Genomic DNA, 18098 nt, shown 5'->3' on the forward strand with positions numbered 1-18098 from the left:
ATCATGCCGATTAATGACCGTCGGTCGGTGCTCGGCCCTTTTATGAAACAATCTTCATGCCTGCGAAAGGCGCCACGGCAGGCGTTTTTCGATAATGCAGCCTCCGTTAGCCCGTGTCGCTGGAAGCCGCTGCATGTTGGGTCTCGTCAGAATCGCGCTCGCGCGCCCCTACACCTTCGTTGTCCTTGCGCTGTTTATTCTTATCGTCGGCCCCTTGGCCGCGATGCGCACGCCGACCGATATTTTCCCGAACATTGGTATTCCGGTGATCAGCGTGGTGTGGACCTATAACGGCTTGTCGCCAAGCGCGATGTCCGGCCGCGTCATCTACTACTACGAGCGCTCGCTTACCTCGACCGTCAGCGATATCGAGCACATCGAATCGCAGTCGCTGCCGGGCATCGGCGTCGTCAAGATTTTCTTCCAGCCGGGCGTGGACGTGCGCACGGCGACCGCGCAGGTGACCTCGATCTCGCAGACGGTGCTCAAGCAGATGCCGCCCGGTATCACGCCGCCACAGATCATCAACTACAACGCGTCCACCGTGCCGGTGCTGCAGATGGCGATGTCGAGCACCAAGCTCGGCGAGCAAACCATCCGCGATCTTGGGCAAAACTTTCTGCGACCGATGCTGATTTCGGTACCGGGCGTGGCCATTCCCACACCTTACGGCGGCAAGCAGCGCCAGGTGATGTTGGACCTGGACCCGCAGGCGCTTGCCGCGAAAGGACTCTCTGCGCAGGACGTCGGCAATGCGTTGGCCGCGCAGAACCAGATCGTGCCCGTTGGTGACGTAAAGGTCGGCAACTACGAATACACGGTCGAACTCAACGACAGTCCCGTGGCGATCGAAGAACTCAACAATCTTCCGATCAAGACGGTGGACGGCGCCACCATCACCATCGGCCAGGTGGCGCACGTGCGCGACGGCTCGCCGCCGCAGAACAACGTGGTGCGCGTGGACGGGCACCGCGCCGTGCTAATGCCTGCGTTGAAAGGCGGCAATGCCTCGACCCTGGACGTAGTCGCGGGCATCAAGAAGTTGTTGCCGTTGGCGGAAGAAACGCTGCCGTCGTCGATGAAGATCAAATTGCTCGGCGACCAGTCGATCTTCGTGCGCAGCGCCATCGCTTCGGTAGCGCGCGAAGGCATTATCGCGGCGCTGCTGACGTCGGTGATGATTCTGGTGTTTCTCGGAAGCTGGCGTTCGACGGTGATCATCGCCGTGTCTATTCCGTTAGCGGTGCTATCTGCAATCGCGCTGCTCGCCGTATTCGGCCAAACTCTCAACGTGATGACGCTCGGCGGCCTTGCGCTGGCGGTAGGTATTCTCGTCGACGACGCGACGGTCACCATCGAGAACATCAACTGGCATCTTGAGCAAGGCAAAGACGTGCACACGGCGATCATGGACGGTGCCAAGCAGATCGTGACGCCGGCCTTCGTGTCGCTGCTTTGCATCTGCATCGTGTTTGTGCCGATGTTTATGCTGGAAGGCGTCGCAGGATTCTTGTTCCGCCCGATGGCGCTGGCGGTGATTTTCGCGATGGCCTCTTCGTTCGTGCTATCGCGCACGCTGGTGCCGACTATGGCGATGTATCTGCTCAAGCCGCACCAAACGGAAGCAGGCAAGGGCGATCATCCTGAAGACGCGTACATCAATCATCACGAAGGCGATCAGCGCCCGGCGGTAAAACGCAGTCGCCTGCGCCTTGCGTTGGTGGTTTTTCAGCAACGCTTCGAACATCGCTTCTCGCAGATTCGCGATGCCTATTACGCTTGTTTGTCACTGGCATTGCGTGCGCGCCGTCGGTTCGTGATCGGTTTTCTGGCTGTGGTCGTCGTGTCGTTCGTGCTGCTGCCGTTCCTGGGTCAGGACTTTTTCCCATCGACAGAATCGGACGCCATTGCGATTCATGTTCGCGCGCCGGTCGGTACGCGTATCGAGGAAAGCGCCGCCGAGTTTGATCGTGTCGAAAACGCGATTCGCCAAGTCATTCCGCCGGATCAATTGGACAGCATCATCGACAATATCGGCTTGCCGTTGAGCGGTACCAATATGGTCTACAACAACAGCGGCACCATCGGGCCGCAGGATGGCGACATCCAGGTGTTGTTGAATGCGAATCACGGCGACACCGACGAGTACGTCAAGAAACTTCGCGCCGCGTTGCCACGGGAGTTTCCGGGAACGAGCTTTGCGTTTCTTCCTTCCGATATCGCCAGCGAGATTCTCAACTTCGGTGCGCCCGCGCCGTTGGATGTGAAAATTTCGGGTCGTCACAACGCGGAGAATCAGGCTTACGCCATTCGCTTGCTGCGTGAAATGCGCAAAATTCCGGGCATCGCCGACGTTCGCTTGCAGCAGTCCACGGGTGCGCCGCAGTTGAACGTGGATGTCGATCGTGTGCGCGCCGACGAGCTTGGCATCACCGAGCACGATGTCACCAACAGCATGGTCGCCTCGCTCGCCGGCAGTCTGCAGGTGGCGCCGGTGTTCTGGCTGAATCCGTCCAATGGCGTGTCGTATGCGGTGGTGGCACAGACGCCGCAATACCGCATGGACACGTTCGCGGATTTGCAAAGCTTGCCGGTTACGTCGTCGGCGACCGGTGCGCGGCAGATTCTCGGTGCGCTCGCCACGATCAAGCGCACGGCGAGTCCCGCGGTGGTCACGCACTACAACATCGCGCCTTCGTTCGATATCTATGCATCGGTGCAAGGGCGCGATCTCGGCGGCGTCGCGAACGACATCCAAAAAGTCTTGAACGATGCGGCCAAGGATCGACCGAAAGGTTCCATCGTGCAGTTGCTCGGCCAGGTGACCGCCATGCATACGGCGTTTTCCGGGCTGCTTTTCGGTTTGCTTGGCGCGATCGTGCTGATCTACATGCTGATCGTGGTGAACTTCCAATCGTGGCTGGATCCGTTCGTAATCATCACTGCGTTGCCTGCGGCGCTGGCCGGCATCGTGTGGATGTTGTTTATCACGCACACCACGCTGTCGGTGCCGGCCTTGACGGGCGCGATCATGTGCATGGGCGTGGCGACCGCCAACTCGATTCTGGTGGTGAGCTTTGCGCGCGAACGCTTGGCCGAGCACGGCGACGCGTTGAAGGCCGCACTGGAAGCGGGCTTTACGCGCTTCCGTCCGGTGTGCATGACGGCGTTGGCGATGATCATCGGCATGATGCCGATGGCGCTGGCGCACGAGCAGAACTCGCCGCTGGGTCGCGCCGTGATCGGCGGCCTGCTCTTCGCCACCTGCGCCACCCTTTTGTTTGTGCCGGTGATCTTCAGCATCGTGCACGGCCGTGAAAAAACCGCTGAAAATCCGCATTCCGTTCCGGGGCTTCCTCATGTCGCATAATCCCGCCCACGTCCAAGTTGTGCAGAAAACGCCGCGGCTTAAACCGCTCGGTATCGGCGGCGCCATCGTCGCGTTGTTGGTGGTTGCAATAGGTTTGGCCATCCGTTACCACGAGCGGCATGAATTGGTGCAATGGACCGATGCGCAGCTCATTCCCAGCGTGCGTCTTGCACCGACGATGGATTCCGCGAAGGAACATTTCATTTCGCTGCCGGGTCATCTTTCTGCCTGGAACAGTGCGCCGATCCATGCGCGCGTTGGCGGCTATCTGAAGGCCTGGTACAAAGATATCGGCGACAAGGTCAAAGCCGGCGATGTGCTGGCGACGATCGATACGCCGGAGCTGGATCAACAGCTGGAGCAAGCCAAGGCCGTGCTTGCCAAGGCGCAAGCCGATGCCAATCTTGCCAATATCACGGCGAAGCGTTGGCAACATTTGCTCACTTCCGATTCGGTCTCCAAACAAGAAGCCGATGAAAAGAGCGGCGAAGCGGCAGCCGCGCAGGCGACCGTGCTCGCCGCGAAAGCCGACGTGGATCGCCTGAATGCATTGGAGTCGTTCAAGAAGATCGTCGCGCCGTTCGACGGCGTGGTCACCGCGCGCCGCACGGATGTTGGCGATTTGATCACCGCCAACAATGAAAGCGGTCCCGAGCTGTTTACCGTTGCCGACACCAGTCGCATGCGCTTGTACGTGCCGGTGCCGGAAGTCGACGCGAACAGCATCAAGGCAGGCATGAAAGTTCAGCTCGCCGTGCCGGAACAACCTGGACGCATGTTTGAAGCGACCTTGCTCGGCAACTCCAACGCGATCAATCAGAGTTCCGGCAGTCTGCTTGCGCAATTCGTGGCGGACAACACCGACGGCGCGTTGAAGCCGGGCGACTATGCGGATGTGCGCGTGGGCGTGTCGACGAATCCGCATATGGTCAGCGTGCCGGCAAGCTCACTGATTTTCCGTGCGCACGGCGCGCAAGTGGCGGTGCTCGGCCCGGACAGTCGCGCGCATTTGCACGATGTGCATATTGCTGTGGATCTCGGCTCGACCTTGCAGATCGATCAAGGCCTGACGTCGGACGATCGCGTGATCGAGAATCCGCCCGATTCGCTGCTCGATGGCGACAAAGTGCACGTGGAAGCGGAAGCTGCGCAAAATCTGGCCGCGCAAGATACGGGGAAACGCAGTGATTAAGCGCGTCGTTGCGGCACTCGGCATCGCTGTCGCGTTGGGCGGTTGCTCGCTCGCGCCCGCGTACCATGCCCCGACGCTGCCACCGATGCCGACCAGCTTCAAGGAAGGTGATACGGCGTGGAAGGTTGCGGCGCCGTCGGATGAGGCGTCGCGCGGCAACTGGTGGGCGGTTTACAACGACAGCGCGTTGAATCAGCTGGAAATGAAGCTGGATAGTGATAATCCAAGCTTGGCTGCCGCACTTGCGAGATACGATGCGTCGCGCGCATTTGAAAGTCAGCTCCGCTCTGGGTTGTTCCCCGTTTTCGGCGCGATGGCCAATCCTGAGCGCGCGCGTCAGTCCAACAATCGTCCGTTGCGCGGCAGCAATCAGCCGAACGAATACGATGCGGACACGATCGGTCTCGCGGCCGATTACGATCTCGATCTGTGGGGTCGGATTCGCAATGAAATCAGCGAAGGTCACGCGCTTGCGCAAGCATCGCAGGCGAATCTCGCCTCGGCGAAATTGAGCCTCGAATCGCAACTCGCCAACGATTACATGCGGCTGCGCGGTTACGATATCCAATTGAGCACGCTGCAGGATGCGCTGAAAGCGTATCAGCGCGCGTTGGATCTCACCGAAAACCGTCACGGCGGCGGTATCGCCTCGGGTCTCGATGTGTCGCGCGCGCAAGCACAGCTCGACGACGCGCAGGCGCAAGTGACCGACGTGCTTGCGCAACGTGCGATCACCGAGCACGCCATCGCAACGCTGGTGGGTGTGCCGGCCTCGAGTTTCTCCCTTGCATCGACGCAGGATCCGCTGCAGGTGCCCGTTACACCGGTTGGCGTACCGTCTACGTTGCTCGAGAGGCGTCCTGATATTGCGGCGGCGGAACGTCGCGTGTTTTCGGCCAACGCCGGCATCGGCGTCGCGCGTGCGGCGTTTTTCCCGGACTTGAGTTTGTCGGGAAATATCGGTTTTCAGGACACCGGCATGGGCAGTCTGCTCGCCACCGGCAATCGGTTCTGGGCGTTGGGGCCGTTGGCGACGTTGAATCTTTTCGACGGCGGCTTGCGCCGCGCCAAGCTGCGTGAAGCGCATGCGGAGTTTGCCGAGGCATCCGATGTTTATCGACAAACCGTGCTCGATGCGTTCCGTCAGGTGGAAGACGATCTCGCGTTGCTGCATCAGCTTGGCGTCGAAGCCCACCAAGAAGATCAGGCTTTCGCAGCGGCGCAGCAGACGTTGAACATTGCCACCAATCGTTATCGCGAAGGCATCGTGAACTATCTCGATGTGGTGACTGCGCAAACCGCGGCGCTCTCGGCGCAGCGCAGTGCGGAGGCGATTCGTACGCGGCGATTGCAGGCAAGCGTGGATCTTATTCGTGCGCTTGGCGGCGGTTGGTCGCGCGATACCGGAATGGATGTTGCAGCAGCGCCTGAGGCGGCGAGCGCGCGCTAGTACAGATCGATCGGATCCACATCCAGCGACCAACGCACTTTGCGCGCGGACGGCAGTTGCGAAAGCTGCGCCGACCACGGACGCATGGCTGCGTGCAAGTGACGACGGTTTGACGATTCGATCAGCAGTTGCCCGCGTTGACGCCCTGCGCGCATCGGCATCGGCGCGGGCATGGGGCCGGCGATCTGCAGCGTTTCGGCGTTCGGCAACGCCGCGCACGCTTCCGATAGAAACGCATCCACCGCGGCGCGTTGATGCGCTTCGCATCGCAACAGTACTTGATGACCAAACGGCGGTAATCCGGTTTGCCGCCGTTCGGCGAGCAAGTCTTTGGCCGCCGCCGCGTAGCCTTGCGCGAGCAGCGCGCGCAACATCGGATGGTCGGGATGATGCGTTTGCAACAGCACGCGTCCGGGCTTGCGTGCGCGACCAGCGCGTCCGGCGACTTGCACCACCAGCTGCGCCAATCGTTCGCCTGCGCGGAAGTCGACGCTAAGCAAACCTTCGTCGACACCGACGATGGCGACCAGGGTGAGATTCGGCAAATCGTGACCTTTCGCCAGCATCTGCGTGCCGACCAAAATCGCCGGCGCATCCACGGACAAGTTGCCAAGCAAATGTTCGAATGCATCGCGACGTCGTGTGGTTTCGCGGTCGATGCGCAGCACGGGTGTTTGCGGGAAATGCGCGGTGAGCGCTTCTTCCAGTCGTTCGGTGCCTTGGCCTTGAGGTTTCAAATCCTGACCGCCGCAGACGGGGCAGGTGGCGGGCACGGGCGTCTGGTTGTCGCAGTGATGGCACACCAGCTTTCGCCACGCGGCGTGCAGCGTGAGCGGGTGATCGCAACGCGGGCATTCCGCATGCCAGCCGCAGCTGTGACATAAAAGCACGGGCGCATAGCCGCGACGATTGCGAAACACCAGCGCTTGTTCGCCGCGCGCCACCGTATCCGCTACCGCGTGCATCAGCGCCGGCGAAAGACCGTGATCCAGACGCTGCGCGCGCATATCGATGATCTGCACCTGCGGCGGATGCGCGGCGCTGGGGCGCGAGCGCAAATGCAACGCGTGATAGCGCCCGGCTTCGACGTTCGCCAAGCTCTCCAGCGATGGCGTGGCTGAGCCGAGCACCACCGGCACCTGCAACGCGCGCCCACGTACGAGTGCGAGATCGCGCGCGTGATAACGGAAACCTTCCTGCTGCTTGTATGCGCTGTCGTGTTCCTCGTCGACGATGATGACGCCCGCGTGCGGCAAGGGCGTAAACACCGCCGAACGCGTGCCGAGCACCACCTTCGCTTCGCCCGAGCGCATGCGCAGCCATGCGCGCGCGCGTTCGCCTTCGGCGAGATTGGAATGCAGCACTTCGACCGGCACGCCCAGTCGTTCGCGCAGGCGGCGCACCGTTTGCGGCGCGAGGCCGATCTCCGGCACCAGCAGCAGCGCTTGCTTGCCTTGCGCGAGCGCGCGTTCGATCAGCGCGAGGTAGACCTCGGTTTTGCCGCTGCCCGTTACGCCGTCGAGCAGAAACGGTTGGAATCGGCCGAACGCTTCCGTCACCGCCGCAACGGCCGTCGTTTGTTCGGCGTGCAAGGCAAGTGCGGGCGCGTTGGGAACGAAACCCGATACGGGCGCGGGTTCGCCGCGCTCGATCAAGCCGGCCTCAAGAAGCCGTCGCCCGGCAGCGCGCCAATCGGACAATGCCATGTCCAGTTCGGAAGCGGATAAAGGGCCAGCGACCAAACTCTGCAACAAGGCGCGACTGCTGCCGCGCCGACTGCCCGCGTCGAGCGCGCTATGGCCGGCGTTCGTCAGCTGCCAAATCGGTTCCTGCGTTTCCGGCCACGGCTTGTCTTCGCGCAGCAGCAGAGGCAGCGCGTTGGCGTACGCTTCGCCCGGCGCGCCGAGCCAGTAATCGGCGGCCCACGCCAAGGTCTGCATCAATTCCGCGTTCAGCAGCGGAGCGTCGTCGAGCACGCGCAGCACCCGCTTCAATCGTGTGTTTCCGACGAGCGCCGGCACATCGGTTTCCACCACCACGCCGACCGCTTTGTTGCGTCCGAAGGGCACGAGCACGCGACTGCCTGTCGCGACATTGCCGCTTACCGGCGGCAGATAGTCGAACAAAGTGGGAAGGGGCACCGGCAGGGCGACGCGGAGAACGGAAGGCATGGTCGGTAACGTGGAGCCGGTATGGGTCGAGTGTATCGCGTCGCTGCACGCGCGCTGACAATTCGCCCGCGAAGGGTGGCGTGGTGGATGCTTGCCGGCGATTGCTGCCCTGTCATCTAGGAAAACCCGCTAAGTGGCTCATCAGCACACGATTTTTCCCTTATCCACAAGAGTTGTGGATAAGTCTGTGGATGCGCCGTTGATCGGATGCCTTTTCGCGCATTAAAACGGCCCTCGTGACACGCTGTTCAACTTTTGATCAGCTAAAAATAATCAGGTATGTCAATAACTTAAAATCGCGCATCGTTCTTGCCCGCGCCGATCTCACGGACTTGACACACGTGTATGTCAATACCTTGACGCTGTGCAAAACCGGGCTTTTAGGGGTCCGAAAATGACAGTCAGTGAACAATGCCAAGCGCGGCGGCGACCAGTAGGAACAAGACGAGCAGCCAGAAATAGAACCACCCGATAAACCAGAATTTCACGACGGTCATCGCCCATCCCTGCCGGTAGACCCGCTTTTGCATGATGAGCAGGTAGGCCGGTATCCATAGGAACAGGGGAAGCTGAAGCATGCTCACAGCGTGTCCGGCGAACGAGGAATACGGCTTGAGCCACGTGGACAAGATACCGACGAGCACGATCAGCAACAGGCTCAAAAAGATGAACGCGTGACTGTGCAGGGAGACGATCAGATGCTCCATGTAGAGCCGGCGCTTAAAGATATAAAAGAGTGTCAACAACAGCGCGAACACGGGGACCAACACCAACATCGTGCCGGGGAGCACGCCATAGAAGCCGGCGACGAGATGATCGATCGCCTCTTGGCGTTCGGCGACGGTGCCGTGGTGATTCGTATAGTCGAAGGCTTTGAGGTTACGGCGCGCGTGTTCCAGGAACTCGGTCAGGCGTTCATTGGCGAATGCGGGCAGCCAGGAGATGTGCACCGGATTGATGGGCTTGTCCGGTTGTTCGGCATGAGGGGGTGGCGCAGCGGCGACCACGGTCGATGCCTTCGCCGGCGCGCCCAGTTCCGTCAATCGGTCATTCGCCTGATCCCGGAGCTGCTGCTCGGCTTTGTCGATCTGGGCGACGATCGCGGCGTTGCCAACGGAGCGGGTGGCTTCCAGAGCCGCCAGTCTTTTGCTGAGGACCGCCGATACCTCAGGCGCGGTTTGGGCTTGCGCAAAATCGTCGTTGGTGACGACCAGCGCGGCCGAGCGATGGCGCTCTTCGATGCGGTGCGTAATGACATCCGTCGCCAAATGCAGCACGAAAAAAGAGAGCAGACACAACACGAACATCAAACGGAACGGCGCGATGTAGCGCACGCGTCGTCCGCTGAAATATTCCAGCGTCAGAAAACCCGGTTTGCGAAATAGCGGCGGCAGCGTATGCAGGATGCGCCCGTCGATATGCAGGAAAGTTTCGAAGAACTCCTCGAACAATCCATGCACCGGCCGCAGCACGCTATGGACCGACTGCCCGCAGTGGTGGCAGTACTCGCCTTCCAGCGGCGTTTGGCAGTTGGCGCAGCATGCGCCCTCGTACGAGGTCAATTCCTTGTTCGACATGCGCTTCCCCTACGATTCAGCGCCGAATCTTGGCAGGTTGGGCGGACGGGGGAAACTGCCAATCGCAGCGCGGTACACTAAGCGGCTCGGAGTATCCCTTTATGAAACCCTTCCATCTCGACCGAGCCCGGGTATCGCGGGAGATCGGCGCGACCGTGCGCTTGGCCTTGCCGCTGATGCTGGCCCAGCTTGCCGCGATCGGCAGCAATGTGATCGACGCTGTGCTCGCCGGGCACGTCAGCGCGCATGTGCTCGGTTCCGTGGCGGTGGGCGCCAGCATCTGGTCGCTGGCGATCGTGAGCGGTATCGGCATGATGATGTCGGTGCCGCCGGTGATTTCACAGCTCGACGGCGCCGGCCGTCGGCACGCGGCGGGCGACGTGTTTCATCAGGCGATCTGGCTGGCGCTGATGATGGGTGTGGTGCTGTGGTTCGCCGTGCGTCACGCCGAGCCGTTGATCAGATTAATCGGCGTATCGCCAGGGCTTTATGTTGATGTGGACGCCTTTTTGCGCGCCATCAGTTGGGGCGCGCCGGCGTTAACGTGCTACTTCGCGTTGCGCGGTTTGTCTGAGGGTTTGTCGCTCACGCGGCCTTCCATGTATTTCGCCTTCGGCGGCCTGCTGCTGTTGTTGCCGCTGGGCTACGTCTTCATGTTCGGCAAGCTCGGTCTGCCGCCACAGGGCGCGCGCGGTTGCGGCATTGCTACGGCCACGGCGTTGTGGGTTGAGATGCTGGCGTTCGCGATTTACATCTTCTTCCATCGCAACTACCAGGGCATGGGGCTGTTCGCGCATTTCGAATGGCCGGATTGGCGGCGCATCGGGCAGCTGGTGCATATCGGCATGCCAATGGCGATCACGCTGCTGGCCGAGGCAGGCCTGTTCGTGGCGGCGGCGCTGCTGATCGGCACGATGGGCGAAGACATGGTGGCCAGCCATCAGGTGGCGTTGAACGTGGCCGCGTTCTTTTTCATGGTGCCATTGGGCTTGGCGATGGCGATTACCGTGCGCGTGGGGAATGCCGTGGGGCGTGGAGATGTGCCCGGTATCCGCTATGCCGGTTTTTGCGGCATCGGGCTGACCTTGGTCACGCAGACAATTTCGGCGTGCATGATGCTGGGTTTCCCGCGTTTGATCGCCTCGCTGTATACGCGCGACAACACGGTGATTGAGCTGGCGGTGCAGTTGCTTTTGCTCGCCGGATTGTTTCAGTTTTCCGACGGCATCCAGGTGGCGTCCAACGGCGCCTTGCGTGGCCTGAAAGACACGCGCGTGCCGATGGCGATCACGCTGTTCGCGTATTGGATGGTCGGCATGCCGGTGGGGTGGTGGTTGGCGTTCCACCTCAAGCTGGGCGCCCGGGGTATCTGGATGGGGCTGATCGCCGGCCTGAGCATGGCGGCCTTGCTTTTATTTATACGATTCTGGCGCAGCTCATCCCGACTTCGTTACGGGACGTTTGGCCCTGTTGCGCCGGACGCGGCGGATGCGAGGATTCCCTCATGACCGGCGCTGCCAGAACCATTACGCTGGCAGCCATACCCTTCCATCCGAGAGTTTTATGACGACACCCCCGCCTCTGCGGCAGCCGAACGGATTCTGGGCGTTTCTGCGCGTATTCGGGCGCGGGTTGAACATCGTGCGGTTGATCATTCTCAACCTGGTGTTCTTCCTGTTCCTGTGGGTGGTGGGGTTGTTCATCCTGGCCCTCGGCGCGTCCAAGCACCTCAACGACATTCAGGACAACAGCGTGTTGGTGCTGCGTCCGGAAGGGCGACTGGTCGAGCAATACAGCATCAATCCGATGCAACGCGCGTTGTCCAAGCTTTCCGGTAACGAACCGAAGGAAGTGCAGTTGCGCGACATCGTCGGCGCGATCGACGCGGCCTCCAAGGATTCGCATATCACGCGCATCGTGCTCGATCCCAGTCATCTGCAAGCCTCGGGTTTTGCGGCGCTGACGGAAGTCGGCGCGGCGCTGGATCGTTTTCGCGCATCAGGCAAGCCGGTGATTGCGTGGGCTTCGTATCTGGATCAATACCAGTACGACTTGGCGGCGCATGCGGATCGCATTTTGCTCGATCCCCAGGGCGGTCTGCTGATTACGGGTTTGGCGAACTATCGCCTGTTCTACAAAGATCTGCTCGACAAGTTAGGCGTGAATGTCTACTTGTTCCGCGTCGGTCAGTTCAAGAGCGCCGCCGAACCTTACATACTAGATCATGCATCGCCCGAATCCAAAGAAGCGGACAGTTACTGGATGGGCGGCTTGTGGGACGACTACATCGCCCGTATCGCGAAGCAGCGCAAACTCGATCCAGCGGTGGTGCGTGCGGATATCGACGGTCTGCCCGATCGCATTGCATCGGCGCAAGGCGATCTAGCCAAACTCGCGCTCGATGAGCACCTGGTGGACGGTCTTGCCACGCGCGACGAGTTGATCGACACGCTTCGCTCGCAAGGCGTGCCTGCGGGCAAAGATGGACACGGATTCCGCGGCGTGCCCCTGGATCGCTACGCCGATCAGATGCCGAGCCAGGACAATCTGAGCCGCACCGCCGTCACGGTGGTGGTCGCGGAAGGCGAGATCGCTTCCGGGCAACAACCGCCCGGTTCCATCGGCGGCGAGTCGACGGCCGCGCTGATTCGCAGCGCGCGCGAAAACAAGCGCACCAAGGCGTTGGTGTTGCGGGTGAATTCGCCCGGCGGCGAAGTGTATGCGGCGGAAGAAATTCGACGCGAAGTGGCGTTGACGCGCAAAGCCGGCATTCCTGTCGTCGTTTCGATGGGCGACGTCGCGGCCAGCGGCGGTTACTGGATCTCGATGAATGCGGATCAGATCTACGCCGAGCCCAACACGATCACCGGCTCGATCGGCATTTTCGGCATGTTTTTCACGGTGCCCGGCGCGCTCGGCAAGCTGGGCGTCAACGCCGATGGCGTAAGCACGTCGCCGTTGGCCGGTGCGTTCAATATCAGTCGTCCGCTCGATCCCAAGGTCGGCACGGTGATTCAGTCCATCATCAACAAGGGCTATCACGATTTCGTAGGCGGCGTGGCGCAGGCGCGCGGCAAGGATTACGCCGCTATCGACACGATCGCGCAAGGTCGTGTGTGGACGGGTAGTCAGGCGCAGCAGCGCGGTTTGATCGATCAACTCGGCGGGCTCGACGCGGCGATTCAAAAAGCTGCGGATCTGGCGAAGCTGGAAAAGGGCTACTCCGTGCGCTATCAGGAACAACCGATGGGCACGTTCGAGCGATTTGTGGTGAGCCTCAATCAATCGGCGATGGTGGCGGGTCTGCAAAGTTACGGCGTAAAGCTGCCGAACTGGTTCGCGCAGTTGCCGGCATTTGCGCCGGAGTTGAATATGCTGAGCACGGCGCAAGCGGGGCAGCCGAACGTGTATTCGTATTGTTTCTGCACGCCGCATTGAATACATTGAGCGTCGCGTAAAACCGGCGCTCTCTTCCAAGAGAGAAGAGCACGCCGTTGCGGCACGCTATGCAAGTCGCAGCGTGTAAAGGGATTCAGTCTACGCTGGCGTGGTAATACGCGCCTTGACGCGCGATGCGCATAGGCATGCCGAACGCCGTCGTCAATGCGTCGTTCGTCAACACCTCGGCCTTGCTACCTTGTCGCAGCATGCGTCCGTCGCGCAACAGCACCACGTGATCGATTTCCGGAAGGATTTCTTCGACGTGATGCGTGACAAGCAGCAGCGTGACGCCACGTTGCGCCAGATGGCGCAGGCTTTCGAGAAAACGCCGACGGCTGACCGGATCCAGGCCCGCGCAAGGTTCGTCCAGCAAAAGCGCGCGGGGACGATGCACCAACGCACGGGCAATCAATACGCGACGCGCTTCGCCGGTGGAGAGGCTCGCCATCTCGCGTCCTATCAACGACGTCGCTTCCATCTGCTCCAGCGCCTCATAAGCGCGTTGGCGCATAACGTCGGTCACGTGGTGGTCCAAACCGAGACCGCGTGCGGCGAAGAAGCCGGATACGACGGCATCGAAGACTTCCAACGGCGAGTCGCTGGTGTAATCCCGTTGCACCGCCGGCGATACGATGCCGATCAGGCTGCGCAGCTCGGTGACATTCCAGCGCTCGGAGCCGAATATCTTCACCACTGGCGTGCCGTCCTGCCGCGCAAGCGGATAAAGCTGCCGCGCGATCAGCCGGATCAGCGTGGATTTTCCCGAACCGTTGGCGCCGAGGATGGCGGTGTGCTGGCCGGCTGCCAAACGCAAGCTGAGCCGATCGAGAATCAGGCGTTCGCCGCGCAACACGCTGGCTTCATGGATCTCAAGCAAAGGAGTAGCTGCGTGGTGCGTGGTATCGGGACTCATGCCCGAACCTTGCCTGCATCGGTGGGCGATGGCAAGCGATGGACGTTCAGACGTCCAAACGCCGCTGTGTAGGTAAAAACTATTGTGTTTGCTGTTCGATCTGTTTGTCTTGATCCGCCGCTTGCTTTTCCACCAACTTTTTCACGTCCTTGGCGCGTTGCTCGTCCTGCTTCATACCGTCCCATGGCGCGCTAGGCGCTGCGGCGGCGGACTTGGGATCGGATTGCGGCGCAGGCGGCTTGTTGCTGCAGGCGCCAAGCGCCAGCAAGCAGAACAGTGCGGTAGCGGTTTTCATGGCGCGGCCTCGATCAGGGACGCGTTCAGTGTCTCGCCAGTGGGCGTTTCGGACAAGTCGTTTAAGTAGACACGGCGCACAACCCGCTCGATCCCGGCGATGAACTAGGCAGAGGCAGCGGACAAGCTCTAAGCTTCGCGCATGAACAGCCGCATCGACGCTTGGCAATTGCAAGACCATACCGCGCTGATCACCGGCGCCAGCAAAGGCATCGGATATGCCGCCGCGCGCGAATTGGCCGGCTTGGGCGCGAACCTGTTGCTGGTGGCGCGCGACAGCGATTACCTCGAACAGGTCAGTGTGGAATTGACGGACGATTTCTCCGGCGTGGAAGTGATGACGTTCGCCGCGGATGTAAGCGAAGCGGAAGACCGACTCGCGATCTTCGATTGGGTGGCGGATCTGGATATGCCGCTCTCGCTGCTCGTCAACAACGCCGGCGGCAATTCCCCGAAAGCCACCGTCGACTACGAGGAAGCGGAATACCGCGCCATCTTCGAGCAGAACCTGTTTTCCGCCTACGAAATGTGCCGGCTCGCGCATCCGCATCTTGCCCAGCACGCCAGCGCAGCGATCGTCAATGTCGGTTCGGTATCCGGCATGACGCATGTACGCACCGGCTCACCGTACGGCATGACCAAGGCCGCGTTGCATCAGCTCACGCGCAATCTTGCGGCGGAATGGGCGATCGACGGCATCCGCGTCAATGCGGTGGCACCGTGGTACATCCGCACACAGCGCTCCGAGCCCGCGTTGGCGGATTCCGATTATCTGGATGAAGTGCTCGATCGTACGCCGTTGCGTCGCATTGGCGAGCCGGAAGAAGTGGCGGCAGCGATCGCCTTTCTCTGCTTGCCGGCCGCCAGCTACATCACCGGACAAGTGCTCGCGGTAGATGGCGGGTTTCTCAACTTCGGATTTTGAGACTTACTTTTCCACAGCCGCTGGGGAAACCCTGGTGGTAACGCTGTGGACAACTCTTCACAACGCTTGTGCGACAGTCACTTGAGTGACGCGATGCACATCGTGCGCAAACTTTGCTCAGCAATGCTTGAGTTGATCGAGCAGTTCCTTTTCGCGTTGAAGCAGCGGCGGTTGATCGCTCTTGAAGGCGCGCGACAGTTTGCGTTCGTTGTCGTCGAATTGATCGCGCAAGGTCGAGCACGTGTCTTGCAGCGTCATCGGTACGCATTGATCCTGCACTTGTATGTAATGGCTGGCGACCATCGCGGCGTTGGCTTTGACGCCTGGCGTGATATGTCCCAAGGGCGTGGGGACGATGCCGGTCATCGCGAGCGGTGCGTAGTAGGGTGGCGGATCGCCGTTGGCACTTAAATAGGTGGTTTGGTCGGTGGCGCGCGTACAGCGATACATCGTCGATGGCGGTGTAGGCGGCGCGGATGGCGGAGCGGGTGGCGCAACGGCGGCGGCCGGTGGCGCGTTGGGAGACTCCGGCAATGGCGAGGCAGCGGGGCCGCTGTCGTCGAGCTGCATGGTTTGTTGTTGCTGACCTTGCTTGCACGGTGCGCCTTGGTAGATCAGCTGACCTTGCGCGGTGCGGCACTTGTAAACGGTGAGCGTTTGGGCGTGCGCGCGCGAAGGCGCGCAAAGCGCTGCCACGAGAAGCAGCGCGAGTATCAGCACCGCGCAGATGGCCAGGCGAATCATGCTGCAATGCTCTCGTGCTTTTCGCTTATCGAATGGGCGACAGGCTCAGAACTCGACGTCGTGTTCTTCTGCCGCAAAACCGATCGTGACCGCGCCTTCGCCGACATTGACCATGCCGGTAATGCTCATCGGCGCCTGCATCAAGGTGACGCCGCATTCCTCGCAGGCAGCGGCGAGTTTGTCGAAGCCGGGCAGTTTCGGGAGTTCCGCGAGATCGCCGCCATAAGCCGTGCACATCACCGGAACCAGCAATCCGGCGCGCACGCGGTCGGCGGCATAGCCGAACAGGGTTTCGCATCCCGTTTCCCAGCCGCGCACCTTGCCGACCGGCATGGTGTCGCCGCGATAACCGCGAATCAGCGGTTTGATATCCAGCGTGGAGCCGAGCACCGCGCTAAACAAACCAACACTACGATCGCCTTTTTTCTTGGCGCGTGCGCGCAAGTAATAGAGGTCGCGCGGAAGCATGTAGCCGTAGGAGTTTTCGGCGATATACGCCACGCGTTCGCGTATCGCCGCAGGCGTTTCGTTCGCCTGCATTAGGCGCGCGGCCTCGACCACGCACGGCGCGGATCCGGCGAACAGACTGCGTGTATCCAACACACGCATCAAGAACGGACCGGTAATTCCGGCGGGTTCGCGCACGCTGCGATAGTTTTTCAATACCGCAAAGCTCGCCTTGACGACATTGTCGTAGATGGGGCTGCGCGCTGCGGTGATGGTGAGGCAGAACACGCAGTCCCGCTCCAGCACGAGCTTTTCCAGAAACAGTTTCTGTACGTCTTCGACCGAGCACGGCTCGGTTTCCGCCGAATGACTGCGACTACTTAGCTTGAGATTGAGGAAGCGCTCGATTTCGGCCGGATCGCGATTGTCCTTGAACACGGCCTTGTCGATCTGCACCGCGATGGGCATGACGGCGATGTCGTGTTGTTGCAAAAAGTCCTGCGGCAAATCGCAAGACGCATCGATGGCCAAGCCCATTCGCATGTCGCCAACTCCCCTCACTGTTTGGCGTGCTCACCATAGCACGCACCTATCCTAAGTGATTGTCGCAGCGCATAAAGGTTCCGGGCGGCTTCCCGCGCAGTTGTCAGCGGGTTCACGGAGCCGCAGCAACCTGCCGACCGCTGGTTCTAAGATGGCCGCACTTGAAATTTGGCATGCCGCCGATAACGCGCAGCGATGACTCGCCGCGCTCGAAAAAGAGCTCTGAATGAAGACTAAGCACGAGATCGTCACCAACTGGTTGCCCCGCTATACAGGCGTGCCGCTTGAGCAGTTCGGCCGCCACATTTTGCTTACCAACTTCGCCCATTACGTCGACCTCTTCGCGCAATGGCATGGCGTCGACGTGCAGGGGCGCGATCGCCCGATGCCTAGTGCGACGGCGGACGGCATCACGCTCATCAACTTCGGAATGGGTAGTCCCAATGCCGCGACGGTGATGGATTTGCTCGGCGCGATTCAGCCCAGCGCTGCATTATTTCTGGGGAAATGCGGCGGTTTGAAAAAGAAGAATCAAATCGGCGATTTGGTGTTGCCGATTGCCGCCATTCGCGGCGAAGGCACTAGCAACGATTATTTGCCTTCCGACGTGCCGGCATTGCCCGCGTTCCAATTGCAGCGTGGCGTTTCCACCATGATTCGCGACCTTGGGCACGATTATTGGACTGGCACCGTTTACACCACCAATCGCCGCGTGTGGGAGCACGACGAAACATTTAAGGAATATCTGCGTCGAACGCGATGCATGGCGGTGGATATGGAGACCGCCACCATTTTCGCGGCGGGCTTCGCCAACCATATTCCGTGCGGCGCGCTCTTGCTGGTGTCCGATCAGCCCATGATTCCCGAAGGCGTAAAAACCGAATTGAGCGATCGGAGCGTCACGATGCAATTCGTCGAATCGCATATTCGCATCGGCATCGAAGCGCTGAAGCTGGTGCGGCGAAATGGGCGAAGCGTCAAACACCTTCGATTCGAGGACGAATTAGGGGATTAATCGATGCGTTTTTTCT

The 18098-nt window shown here is 60.8% G+C and carries 13 protein-coding genes; 7 read left to right on the top strand and 6 right to left on the bottom strand.

Annotation, left to right across the window (positions count from 1 at the left end; genetic code table 11):
* The first annotated feature begins 133 nt into the window (after positions 1-133).
* The 3 genes from L0U79_RS05515 to L0U79_RS05525 are packed head-to-tail and all read left to right on the top strand — an operon-like array spanning position 134 to position 6012.
* On the top strand, positions 134-3370 hold the full coding sequence (locus L0U79_RS05515; protein WP_233840882.1) for an efflux RND transporter permease subunit: 3237 nt from the start codon (positions 134-136) through the stop codon (positions 3368-3370).
* A complete protein-coding gene (locus L0U79_RS05520) occupies positions 3360-4562 on the top strand; it encodes an efflux RND transporter periplasmic adaptor subunit (RefSeq protein WP_233840883.1) in 1203 nt (400 codons plus the stop codon). The genes L0U79_RS05515 and L0U79_RS05520 overlap by 11 nt, the downstream gene beginning before the upstream one ends.
* Positions 4555-6012, top strand: coding sequence for an efflux transporter outer membrane subunit (locus L0U79_RS05525; protein WP_233840884.1), 1458 nt, complete (start codon positions 4555-4557; stop codon positions 6010-6012). The genes L0U79_RS05520 and L0U79_RS05525 overlap by 8 nt, the downstream gene beginning before the upstream one ends.
* Here L0U79_RS05525 and L0U79_RS05530 read toward each other — a convergent pair.
* Positions 6009-8183, bottom strand: a complete 2175-nt coding sequence (locus L0U79_RS05530) for a primosomal protein N' (protein WP_233840885.1) — start codon at positions 8181-8183, stop codon at positions 6009-6011. The genes L0U79_RS05525 and L0U79_RS05530 overlap by 4 nt on opposite strands.
* 401 nt (positions 8184-8584) lie before the next feature.
* A complete protein-coding gene (locus L0U79_RS05535) occupies positions 8585-9760 on the bottom strand; it encodes a DUF3667 domain-containing protein (RefSeq protein ID WP_233840886.1) in 1176 nt (391 codons plus the stop codon).
* A 101-nt stretch (positions 9761-9861) separates the two neighbouring features.
* Between L0U79_RS05535 and L0U79_RS05540 the strand changes: the two genes are divergently transcribed.
* Both L0U79_RS05540 and sppA read left to right on the top strand, forming a co-directional pair.
* Positions 9862-11268, top strand: coding sequence for an MATE family efflux transporter (locus tag L0U79_RS05540; protein WP_233840887.1), 1407 nt, complete (start codon positions 9862-9864; stop codon positions 11266-11268).
* Positions 11269-11323: 55 nt separating this feature from the next.
* The gene (gene sppA / locus L0U79_RS05545; RefSeq protein WP_233840888.1) at positions 11324-13198 is read left to right on the top strand and encodes a signal peptide peptidase SppA; all 1875 of its coding nucleotides are present in this window, start codon (positions 11324-11326) and stop codon (positions 13196-13198) included.
* 94 nt (positions 13199-13292) lie between these two features.
* Here the strand turns inward: sppA and L0U79_RS05550 are convergent, their stop codons facing one another.
* Positions 13293-14114: an ATP-binding cassette domain-containing protein gene (locus L0U79_RS05550; RefSeq protein ID WP_233840889.1), complete on the bottom strand. Its 822-nt coding sequence runs from the start codon at positions 14112-14114 to the stop codon at positions 13293-13295.
* A 79-nt stretch (positions 14115-14193) separates the two neighbouring features.
* Positions 14194-14409 (bottom strand): hypothetical protein, encoded by a 216-nt coding sequence (locus L0U79_RS05555; RefSeq protein WP_233840890.1) that lies wholly within the window; start codon positions 14407-14409, stop codon positions 14194-14196.
* A 141-nt stretch (positions 14410-14550) separates the two neighbouring features.
* On the opposite strand from L0U79_RS05555, the gene L0U79_RS05560 reads away from it, so the two are divergent.
* Entirely contained in the window at positions 14551-15333 is a 783-nt protein-coding gene (locus L0U79_RS05560; RefSeq protein ID WP_233840891.1) for an SDR family oxidoreductase, read from the top strand.
* Between the two features lie 117 nt (positions 15334-15450).
* Here L0U79_RS05560 and L0U79_RS05565 read toward each other — a convergent pair whose 3' ends face one another.
* Together L0U79_RS05565 and L0U79_RS05570 are read right to left on the bottom strand one after the other, a co-directional pair.
* Positions 15451-16077, bottom strand: coding sequence for a DUF4124 domain-containing protein (locus L0U79_RS05565; protein WP_233840892.1), 627 nt, complete (start codon positions 16075-16077; stop codon positions 15451-15453).
* A gap of 45 nt (positions 16078-16122) precedes the next feature.
* Complete coding sequence (locus L0U79_RS05570) at positions 16123-17067, bottom strand: DegV family protein (RefSeq protein WP_233840893.1); 945 nt, start codon at positions 17065-17067, stop codon at positions 16123-16125.
* A gap of 226 nt (positions 17068-17293) precedes the next feature.
* Between L0U79_RS05570 and L0U79_RS05575 the strand changes: the two genes are divergently transcribed.
* Complete coding sequence (locus L0U79_RS05575) at positions 17294-18082, top strand: AMP nucleosidase (protein ID WP_233840894.1); 789 nt, start codon at positions 17294-17296, stop codon at positions 18080-18082.
* The last annotated feature ends 16 nt before the right edge of the window (positions 18083-18098 follow it).

This window comes from Dyella sp. 2HG41-7 (genome assembly GCF_021390675.1).
Classification (GTDB): Bacteria; Pseudomonadota; Gammaproteobacteria; order Xanthomonadales; family Rhodanobacteraceae; genus Dyella_B.